Origin of the sequence: Pseudomonas sp. GL-R-19 (assembly GCF_019956375.1) — a bacterium.
Lineage (GTDB): Bacteria > Pseudomonadota > Gammaproteobacteria > Pseudomonadales > Pseudomonadaceae > Aquipseudomonas.
On record NZ_JAHBDJ010000055.1, the window covers coordinates 59,812 to 71,496 of the forward strand.

At 60.8% G+C, this 11,685-nt stretch carries 2 protein-coding genes; one reads left to right on the forward strand and one right to left on the reverse strand.

Annotated features, from left to right (window positions below):
* Window positions 1-20: 20 nt before the first annotated feature.
* A complete protein-coding gene (locus tag KGA83_RS23735) occupies window positions 21-10,658 on the reverse strand; it encodes a peroxidase family protein (RefSeq protein WP_223531055.1) in 10,638 nt (3,545 codons plus the stop codon).
* A 516-nt stretch (window positions 10,659-11,174) separates the two neighbouring features.
* Between KGA83_RS23735 and KGA83_RS23740 the strand changes: the two genes are divergently transcribed.
* Window positions 11,175-11,561 carry a hypothetical protein gene (locus KGA83_RS23740; RefSeq protein ID WP_146176408.1) on the forward strand — a complete coding sequence of 129 codons (387 nt, stop codon included), beginning with the start codon at window positions 11,175-11,177 and terminating at the stop codon, window positions 11,559-11,561.
* The last annotated feature ends 124 nt before the right edge of the window (window positions 11,562-11,685 follow it).

Genomic DNA, 11,685 nt, shown 5'->3' on the forward strand with positions numbered 1-11,685 from the left:
CGTCAGTACTGACCAGAACCTCAAGTGGCCAGAATGAAGTCCGTCTGATCAATGGCCGCGCTGTTGACGCCGACAAGGTGAATGGTATCCGCCCCGATCCCTACCACCGTGTCCGCCCCGTTAGCCGTTATGGTCACGTTGGCAGCGAACGTCGCGCTGTTGATCCCCAGCGCCGTGAGATTGAGAAAGTCCTGCTCTGCGGCCAAATTGGCTCCGAAATTCAGGATCGTATCGTTGCCGAAACCCGCGGCAGCAAACACGAACGTATCGTTGCCGGCGACGCCGCCACTCATTACGTCGTTACCGCCACCGCCGATGAGAACGTCGTTACCCGCACCACCCACGATATTATTGTCGAGCGCGTTGCCGGTGCCCGCGAAGTTGCCGCTGCCGCCGAAAAACAGATTTTCGACGTTGGCACCCAGGGTGTAGCTCGCGAGCGAGGTCCAGACCGTGTCGTTGCCGCCACCGGCGTTCTCGCCTACCACGTCCCCAAGGTCGGTGACTTCGTAGACATCGTTGCCAGCACCGCCGGCCATCGTGTCGGCACCTGCGCCACCGATGAGGACGTCGTTACCCGTACCGCCCACGAGCGTGTTGTCCAGCTCGTTGCCGGAGCCCGCAAAGTTGCCGCTGCCACCGAAAAACATACTCTCGACGTTGGCACCCAGGCTGTAGCTCGCGAGCGAGGTCCAGACCGTGTCGCTTCCGGCACCGGCGAGCTCGATCACCACGTCCCCAAGGTCGGTGGCTTCGTAGATATCGCTGCCAGCACCGCCGGCCATCGTGTCGGCACCTCCGGCACCGATGAGGACGTCGTTACCCGCACCGCCCGCGATCGTATTGCCGAGCACGTTACCGGTGCCCGCGAAGTTGCCGCTGCCGCCGAAAAACAGATTCTCGACGTTGGCACCCAGGGTGTAGCTTGCGAGCGAGGTCCAGACCGTGTCGCTGCCGGCACCGGCGAGCTCGCTTACCACGTCCCCAAGCTCGGTGACTTCGTAGACATCGCTGCCGCCACCGCCAGCCATCGTGTCGGCACCTGCGCCACCGATCAGGACGTCGTTACCCGCACCGCCCACGAGCGTGTTGTCGAGCGCGTTACCGGTGCCCGCGAAGTTGCCGCTGCCGCCGAAAAACAGATTTTCGACGTTGGCACTCAGGGTGTAGCCCGAGAGCGAGGTCCAGACCGTGTCAATACCCTCACCGCCGAGCTCGGTCACCACGTCCCCAGCGTCGGTGACTTCGTAGACATCGTCGCCAACACCGCCGGCCATGGTATCGGCCCCCGTCCCCCCGATGAGCATGTCATTGCCTGCGTCACCATTGAGGATGTCGTTGCCGCCCAAGCCATTCAGGATGTCGTTGCCAGCACCTCCGCTGGCAATGTCGTCGCCTGACGTACCGGTCCATATGTCGACACCGGCAGTACCGACAAACACATCACCGGCGGCCACCGGGGCCGTAGCGTCGGACGCAATGCTTTCGGCCGCACCGAAGTCATCCACGTAACTGACCACCACGCGCACTTGATCGCCGACCTGAGCCTGGCCAAGCGTGAACGTGCTGGCGGTGGCTCCGACGATGTCGACGAAGGTGACCCCGTTGGTCTCCTGCCACTGGAAGGTGAACTGCGCATTGCTGAGGCCATCGACGTCGATGATGGACGACGTGTCGGCGGTCAACACCTGGTCCGGAAACGCAACCCCGAGGATGGTCGGCCCTGCAGTCGGTGCGCTGTTCCCGCCAGAATCGACGATCTCCAGCGTACCCTGGGCATCCTGATACACCGCCCGAACGCGGATGTTCAGACCGGCGACATCGTCCGCTACCAGATAGGTGGCGCCAGTCGCCCGCGATACCTCGCCAGCGGCGACAAAGGAGATGTCTTCAAAGACACCCGAACCAGGGATGTTTTCGACCTGCCAGTAGTAAGCCACGGGACCGGTAACCGCGCCGGTCGGATTGGCCGCACTGACGTTGTCGGCGTCGCGGATCGACTGATCGCTGACGCGCAGCAGTTGGCCGGCGACAGACGTATCGGTACGCGCACCGGTGGCAGCATCGAAGATTGCCAGACGCCCCACAGGACCACTGTTCGAGACGGTACCAACGCCGGACGCCTGCGCCTGGTCAGCGAACTGCAGACGCTCGATGCCTGTCAGGCGATCGACGCCATCACGCCCGTCCACCAGGTCGGTCACGACGACGGCGTTGCCATCGACAGCGACTGTGTACTCCGACGCATTACCGGAGAACACCGCGGTGTCGAAGCTGTCAGTGCCGGTCAGAATCTCCCGCACGATGACCAGCTGGCCCGGGTTGTAAGTACCGTTGAGCATCGCCTGAACCATCGGCGCCATGCTGTCGAACGTGGCGATTTCCGCGCCAGTGCCATCGGCGTTCGCCCGTACGCTGATGCGTACGTTCAGCCACTTGTCACCGTCGATGATGTCGTCACCACCGCGACCTTCAATCAGGTCGCTGCCGCTGCCACCGAGGATGATGTTACCGCCGTCGAAGAACGTCGCTCCGACTGGCAGCAGGCCCGCCAGACCGTCGATCAGGCTGATGTTGGTCAGCACACTGCCGGTTGCACCCGCAACGGGTAGCGTTGCGGCAGTTTCGCTATCACCGCGCAGGAAGTCGCCGTGGGACGAACCCGACAGCCCTTCCATGATGTCGAAACGCACCAGCGCCGAGGCGCCCGAACCTGGCATCGGTGGCACATCGAAGAAGCGGTCGCTGTAATCGATGGTCACGCCCTGGGCGAGATCCTTGAAGGTTGCCCAGTCATAGCCGGAGCCGCCGATATAGCGGTCACCGAAGCCGAGACTGCCGACCATGATGTCGTCGCCGCCTTCGCCGTTGAACTTATCGTTCTCGTTACCGCCGATGAATACATCGTGGCCGATCACCGGGTCGTTGCCGAGCGGATCGAAGTTGTCGCCAGGCGCACCATCCGAAGTGCCCTTCTCGATCCAGTCGTCGCCTTCGTTACCCATGTCCTGTTCGTTGGCTTTGCTGCCCAGGATGAAGTCATTACCCTGACCACCAATGGCCTCGGAGGCATCCTCACCGGTCACGATGAAGTCGTTGCCGAACCCGCCAATGATCAGGTTGATGCCGTTGCCTCCGTGCAGCACGTCGTTGCCGTCGCCACCCTGGATGTTATCGTCGCCGCCGATGTCGGTGATGATGTCGTCGCCAGCGCCACCACGCAGTTGGTCGTTGCCGTTACCGCCATCGATGCGATCGTTGCCGCCATCACCCCAGACCGTGTCATCGCCATCACTGGAGATGAGGATGTCTGCGTTGTCGGTGCCACCCAGCACGATGTGCTCTTCACCACCGTACCGGATGTAGTTGGTGTCCAGCCCCACGGTCAGCGGGTTGTCGCGGAACACCACCTGCTCGCCATTCGGGCCGAGCGGATCGGCGGCGAGCAGGCCATCGTTGTATTGCTTGCTCAGGTCCACTTCCAGGTAGAGCCCTGGGTCCGAGAACACCAGGCCAGGCAAGTGCGTGGCCGAGGTGTTGGCCATGATCAGCTTGGCGAACGAGTTGCTTTCAAGTTCGGCATTCATCGACAGGCCAGAGGTACGCTCCAGGTAGTAGAAGCGGTCGCCGTCCTGCAGTTTTTCCAACTGGTTCTCGAACACGAAGTTGAAGGTCGAGCCGAGCATACCGCCGAACGGGGTTTTCTGTTCGGCCAGACCGCCGATCCACAGGTCGATGGCATCGACGCCCGTGATCGTCACACCCTTCAGGTCGTCGACAGTCCCCAGCACCCCATCCTTGCCGGCCAACGTCACGTTGGCCCATGCACCGCTGCCGTTGAGGAACTCCAGGCGGTCAGCCGGCGCACCCGCACCACCGAAGACCAGCGCCAGGGCTGCAGCGCGTTTGCCCTCCATCGTGGTCGCCCCCGTGATCGTGTCATGCGTGCCATAGGCGGCGATGAAGTTGATCAACGACTCCGGATGTTTGAGGTACTGCACCAGATCGACCCAACTGGTGTACGGCTTGAGTTGGGTATCACCGGTTTGGCTGTAGATGTCGCGGCGGATCGCGTTGAGCGAGGGAATCCCCACGTCGCGGCCACGGGCGATGTTGATCGCCGGCAGGTCGAGCGGCAGGCCGAGCAGGTTATTGCGCAGCGCCTCAGTGACGAACTCGTCGATTTCGTTACCGGCTTGCCGAGTCACCCCACGGATGATCGCACTGGTCGCATCCTCTGGCGACACGCCACTGGCGGCGTACGCCAACGGGTTGAGGAACGCTGCGATCAAGCCCAGTTGCTGATTGGGATCAGCGCTGGCCGGATCGCCCACCGCGTTGAAATTGATATCGAATCGATCGACGGTCTCGGTCAGCATCGAGTGGCCAAACCGGTACACGGTGTGGGCGAACTCGGCGACGATCGAGGCATCGAGGTCGACGTCATAGACCTGGGTCGGTGCGAAGAACAGGTCGACTCTGGGCTGGATGGTCCGCGCAAACTCCTCGAACACCAGGTGCTGATACTGCATTTCGGTGCCGAACTTGGCCGCCTGGAACAAGCGCTCGCCATTCCACTGCAGCGCATCGAACTCAGCCTGGGTGGTTGGCAATGCAGCCACCGGATTGAGCAGCCACTCGTTGAGGAAGGCCACGTCACCCGAATCGAGCACGGTGTCCTTGGTCTGCGCAACCAGCCGGTTGTGCTCGGAGTGGAAGATCGCATGCACCGCGGTCAGGCCGATGTTCTCGTTGACCCGGCCGTCGCCGGCGATGTAGTGAGCGTCGAGCAGTTCGTTGTCATAGGTCAGGTTGTTGCCGCCCGCGTCAACGGGCTGCGCATTGCCGACAGCGGTGTCGGCATCCGCCTGCAGAACCCCACCGACGATTACCGGCGCGGCATTATGGTTAATGTCGACGAGGAACTGATGACCGGTGCGCACAGCATTGGTCAGGTCAAGGGGAGCAAGCGGATTGCCTTCGACAAGGACGTCATCCGCCGTGCCGCCAAGACCGTCAACGCCCTTCATCACCACCATCGGGAAGCCGTTCGGCCCCTTGATGAAATTGCCATAGGCATCAGTCGCCAACAGCGGGGCGTTGTCGACGTCGGCATCGGTCAGGTTGATACCGAGAATGTCACGGGCTTGCGCCTTGACCACCTTCCAGGTCGCCATGCCACCGATTTCGACATCGTCCGCGGTACCAAACTGGCCATCCGCGCCCAGATCACGGTTGGTGATCAGCCTGCCGGTCGCTATAGGGCCAGTGTCGGTCAGTTGATAAGCGCGCAGGAACACCTGGTGCGACGGGTGCGAGCTATAGGTCTGGTTCTGGTCCACGAACGGCGAGGTGGTGTTGGTTTGCTCATGGATGTCGTCGGCCGTACCGAGAACGCCATCCGGCCCCGGCAGGTTGGTCGCGCGGGTCAGGACCATGAAGTTAGTCGGGCTACCTGGGACAAACAGTGGATCATCCGGTTGCAGCGGGATGAAGACAGTGCCCGAACCACCTTTGGTGACCAGGTCCAGACCATGATCGAAGAACTGCCCGAAGAATGTCATCCAGGCGTTGAACGGCGCGGACAACCCCGCATCCGCCGCGACGTTCTCGATAAAGTACACATCGTGATCATCGGCAGTACCGAACTGACCATCCAGGCCGGGGCTGGCGACAATCTGTACGCCATCTTTGAGCACGTCGTCGTTACCCACCGCGCCGAAGTTCAGCACACCGTCCAGGCCCGGGTTGAAAGCCGTGGCATAGGCCGCCGGGTTGTTCGCCGTCTGATCGACGATCAGGTTACTGATGGTGCGTGGCTGCGAGTCAATCACAAGGCCGCTGTTCTGCGCATACGACGTTCCCCCTTCCGCCGGATTGAAGACCGGATCGGTCAAGCGCGGAAAGACGTTATCGGCGGCACCAAACTCGGTGTTGTTAATGCCGTTGAGGTTCATCAGGTTGTTGTTCGACCCGTCGACCGCACGCAGGCCCAATGGCGCGCGGATGTTCGGGATCAGCGAGAGGATGTCCTGACCGGCCGCATCAGCCTCGGCAATCTTGATCTGGTCAAGAATGAAGTTGAGGTCGGAGCGGACCATGTGCAGGCCTGCACCACCCGCGGTGGCATCGACTACAGGTACCAGCGCCGTTGGCGTGACCGGTGCACCGGCAACGATGGCAGCCGTCGGCGTGGAGAAAAGGAGCTCCGTGGTGCCATGACCATCCTGATAGATCGCCTTGACCCGCAACGACAACCCGGCGAGGTCAGGAGAGACCTTGAACGCGGTACCGTCGGCGCTTTGGAACGCCAGGTCGCCAGCCGGCAACAGGATGATGTCCTCGAATACGCCACTGCCTGGGGTTGCCTCGAACTGCCAGATGTAGGACACCGAGGAGTTGGTGATAAGCCCCTGCGGATTACCCGCCGCGACGTTGTTGGCATCGCGCACCCCGGCCACGCTGACAGTCAGCGTATCCCCCACTGTTATCGCTCCGCCGTTTCCATCCGTGACGGTAGGACTGCCAACCGGTTGGGCATTCTGCCCCGGCACCAGCACTAGCTGGTCATCGGCGAATTGCAGGCGTTCGATATGCAGCAGGGTATCGGTGCCGTCGCGACCCGCTACGCTATCGATCACTGTATAGACATCGTCCGCCAAAGTGGCCGTGCCGCGGTCGTCAACGGTAACCGTATACTCGGCCTGAAGCCCGGAGTAGATGGCGGTGTCGAAGGCCGCCCCGCCCGTCGAGGTGCCGGGCATGATTTCCCGTACGGCCTTGAGCTGGCCAGGGTTAAAGGTGCCGTCCAGCATGAGCGGGATCATATCGACCATGCTGTCGAAGCTGGCAATCTCGGGACCGGTATGGTTGACGTCGCCGGCGGCATAAACGGCAATCCTGACATTGATCCATTTGTCGCCATCGATCAGGTCATCGCCACCGCGGCCCTCGATCAGGTCGCTGCCATTGCCGCCGAGGATGATGTTGCCAGTGGCAAAGCCAGTGACCGGCAAACCGGCATCGGCCAGGAACTGGTCCAGTCCGCGGATCAATGCCACATTGGTCAGCGCACTGCCCGTGGCACCACCGTGGTTGACGATAGTGACTGCATCGACATCATCGCCTTTGAGCACATCGCCGAAAGCCGAACCGGACAAGCCTTCGACCTCGGCAAAACGGTCGAGAATCGAGGCTGGCGAGGCACCGACCGGATTAAACACGCCAGCATTCTGGTTTGGCGCATTACCATGTGGCTGCGCCAACGCCGCCAGGCTCAGGTCAACGGTCACGCCGACCTTGTCATTCTTGTAGGAGACCCAGTCGAAACCGGACATGCCGTCCATCTTGTCCTGGGCATCACTGCCGATAAAGATGTCATCGCCACCCTCACCGATCATTTCGTCGAAGCCGCCACCACCGACAAAGATGTCGTTGCCGATCACATCGTCAAGGAGCAATGGCGAGAAGTTATCGCCAGGCGCACCGTCCTGGGTACCCTTCTCGATCCAGTCATCACCTTCGTTGCCGGTCGGTGGCAGGTTGGTCTTGGCACCGAGGATAAAGTCGTCACCCTGGCCGCCGAAGGTGGTGCTGATGTCTTCGGTGGTGATGATGAAGTCCTGGCCATCGCCACCCAGGATCAGGTTGCCTGCAGCAAGCATGCTGCCAACCACGATCACATCGTTACCGGCATTGCCTTCCAGACGGTTGTCGCCGAACGAGTCGGAGATGATGTCATCACCCGCGCCGCCCAGTACCGCATCGTTCCCGGCACCGCCTTCGAGGCGGTCGTTGCCGGCGTCGCCGTAAAGGGTGTCATCGCCGTCACCGGAAATGATGATGTCATTGCCGGCGGTGCCGCCCATGACGATATGGTCTTCACCGGTGTAATGCAGATAATTGGTGTCCGGCCCCACGGTGTCGGGGTTGTCGCGAATCACCAGCGGCACGACTTCCACGCCGTTGATCAGGATGCCGCCCGTCGGATCGGCACGGCTGTCCAGGCCCAGGCCGGTGAACTGGGCGGCCTGATTCACTTCGAGGGTGAACGTCGGCGTCAGGAACACGGTGTTCGCCAGGTGGGTGACATCGGTGTTGAGCATGATCAGCTTGGCAAAGGAGTTGTTCTCAAGTTCAGTGCCGAAGTTCAGGCCCGCGGTACGCGACAGGTAGTAGAAGCGGTCGCCGTTCTGCAACGCCTCCATCTGGGTTTCAAACACGAAGTTGAACGTCGAGCCGAGCATGCCGCCGAACGGCATCTTCTGTTCGGCGAGGCCGCCGACCCAGAAGTCGATGTCATCGACGCCCGTGACCGTCACACCTGTCTGGTCATCGGCAGTACCCAATACCCCATCCCTGCCGGCCGTCGTTACGTTAGCCCAGGCACCGGTGCTGTTGAGGAAGTCCAGGCGGTCAGCCGGCGAACCCGCAACATTGAATACCAGCGCAAAGGCTGCAGCGCGTTTGTCTGCCAGCGTGGTCGCCGCCGTGATCGAGGCATGCGTACCAAAGGCCGCAATGAAGTTGACCAGCGACTCGGGGTGCTTGAGGCTGTCCGCCAAGTCAGCCCAACTGATGTACGGCTTGAGTTGGCTGTCGCCGGTGGATGCGTAGAACTCACGGCGCGCCTCGTTCAAGGTGGGGATGCCAGTGTCGCGACCACGCGCCAGGTTCAGGCTCGGCAAATCGAGCGGCAGACCGAGCAGGTTGTTGCGCAACGCTTCAGTGACGAACTCATCGATCTCGTTGCCGACCTGACGGGTCACACCACGAACGATTGCCCCTGCCGCCTGGTCCGCAGTCACCCCGCTACCGGCGAACGCCAGCGGGTTGAGGAAGGCTGCGATCAGGCCCAGTTGCGAGTCCGGGTTGGCCGGGTCAGTGAGGAGCGGATTGAACGCAGGGTCGAAGCGATCGACGGTCTCGGTCAACAGCGAGTGACCGAAGCGGTACACCACATGGGCAAACTCGGCGAAGATCGCCGGGTTGATAGAGGTGTCATAGCCATTGGGCGCAAGGAATTCGTCGACCTGCGGTTGAATGGTCCGCGCGAACTCCTCGAACACCAGGTGCTGATACTGCATTTCAGTGCCGAACTTGGCGGCCTGGAACAGGCGTTCGCCGTCCCACACCAATGCTGCGATCTCGGCGGGTGTAGTCGGAATCGCGGCCACGTCGACCGCCAGCCACTCATTGAGGAAGGCCAGATCGCCAGCGGCTATGAGGGTGTCCTTGGTTTGCTGGACCAGGCGGTTGTGCTCGGAGTGGAACACATGGTGCACGGTGGTCAGGCCGATGTTCTCGTTGACCCGACCGTCGCCGGCAATGTAGTGGGCGTCGAGCAATTCGTTGTCATAGGTCAGGTTGTTGCCGCCCGCGTCAACGGGCTGCGCATTGCCGACAGCGATGTCGGCATCCGCCTGCAGAACCCCGCCAACGACGACCGGCGCGGCATTGTGGGCGATGTCGTCGAGGAAGCCATGCCCGGCACTCACGGCGTTGGCCAGACTGATCGGAGCTGCCCGGTTGCCTTCGACCAGTTGAGTGACGTCGTCAGCTGTCCCGGCGATGCCGTCAGCGCCGTTGCTGATGCGAATCACCACTTGCGGCATGCCGTTCGGCCCGCGGATGAAGTTGCCGTACGCATCGGTTGCCAGCAATGGCACGTTGTGTACATCGGCGTCAGTCAGGTTGATGCCCAGAATGTCACGGGCCTGGGCCTTGACCACCTTCCAGGTCGCCATGCCGCCATTTTCGCCGCTGCCATCGTCGGCAGTGCCAAACAGGCCATCGGCGCCGAGATCGCGGTTGGTAATCAAGCGCCCCGTTGCAACAGGATCGCCGTCCGCATTGAGCACGTACTCGCGCAGGAACACCTGATGCGAAGGATGCGAGCTGTAGGTCTGGCTCTGGTCGACAAAAGGCGAGGTGGTGTTGGTCTGGCCATCATCGGTGGTGCCGACTATTCCGTCCGCGCCGGCAGTACGCACCGCACGTGGCAGCACCATGAAGTTGGTCGGGCTGCCTGCTACGAACAACGGATCGTCCGGTTGCAGCGGAATAAACACGAAGTCGGTAGCGCTCTTGGTGACCAGGTCGAGACCGTGGTCGAAGAACTGGCCGAAGAAGGTCATCCACGAGTTGAAGCTGGCGGTCAGGCCGACGTCCGGCGACACGTTGGGCATGAAGAACACGTCCTTGTCATCGGCCGTGCCGAACACGCCATCCAGCCCGGGGCTGGTGACTATCTGTACGCCTTCCTTGAGCACGTCGTCATTACCCGCACCCACCACGCCGAAGTTGAGCACACCGTCCAGGCCCGGGTCGAACGCTGCGGCATAGGCCGCCGGGTTATTGGCGGTCTGGTCGACGATCAGGTTACTGATGATCCGTGGTTGCGGATCGGTCACTGAGCCTGTCCCGGCGTAAGCATCCAGAAACGAGGGATCGAGCAAGCGCGGGAAGGCATTGTCCGCGGTGCCAAACTCGCTCTGGCTGGTGACCAGGTTGTTGAAGCTGCCATCGACGGTACGCAGGCCGAATGGCACCTGAGTGTTGGGAAGCAAATCAATGAGGCTGGTGCCGTCGGCATTCGCTTCTGCGATAAAGATTTGCTTGAGGATGAACTCCAGGTCCGACTTGCTGAAATTGGCCATTTTGGATTGCCCTCGATCTGTCTGGGTAAAGGCACGGGACGAGAAAATCCTCCCGCGCCAAGTCAAGTGCTGGTTTGCGCAGTTTGTTTTTTATGTTTTTTTGCGAGAGCTCTGGCGCTACCCGGGACCCGGGATACGCGCCTGGAATTCGCGAAATGAATTGCTCGCCAGGCGATCAGGCAGAGCGGATTCGAGCCCTGGGCGGGTCATGGAATCTGGAAGTGAAGGCGAACGTCCTGGACACCACCTTCCCTCTGCAAAAGCACGAAATGATCGACATGAATCGGCTCCTCTCGGGAAAGGCACCGCGCCTTGCGTTGCCAAAGCGATGGCAAGCTTCAGCGGGCGGGTCCCCCGATAACTAAGACTAAAGTTCCATCGCAAGTCTTTGTCAATATTATGTCGTTAAAAAAGATGACCGGCTTTAGGAGTCATAACTAGCTGTTTTTAAAAGACATATAGGAAATTGAGTGCAGGTATAGAGCGAAATGTTATTTCTAGCCGCTGCTTCAGGCAGTGATCGAGGATGAGATTAGAAAAAGCAGCGAAATGCTGGCGGGTGGACAAAACGCATCAGGCGAACAGCTGGAGCAATGTTTACGCAACTACCTGACTACCTTTCATGTCCTTCATCCAGAAAAAGGCTGTGTCCTTCCGGCCTTGGGTGGAGAGATTGCGCGCGCCGAACCGGAGGTACGGCTGGCCGTCGAAAAAGGTCTGAAGCAAATACAGAAAGCCTGGGCCGATAGTCTCCGTAGCCCTGATGCGGCATGGGCCGTCATCGCTCAATGTGTGGGAGCGCCAGTCCTGTCCCGAGCAGTCGAGAAAGAACGAACTCACAAGGAAATCATTGCCTCTACCCGCAAAGCTATTGAAAAGAGCTATTTCACGCCGGAAAAATAGAAAAACGTCTCCGACTATGCGAGAGCAGCTCGCAACGCCATGTCATCGCTATCGCTGCAAAACCCTGGTCGATTCAACCCTCCCTGAATTCCCACACCGAATGCATTCATGAGGCAATTGAGTG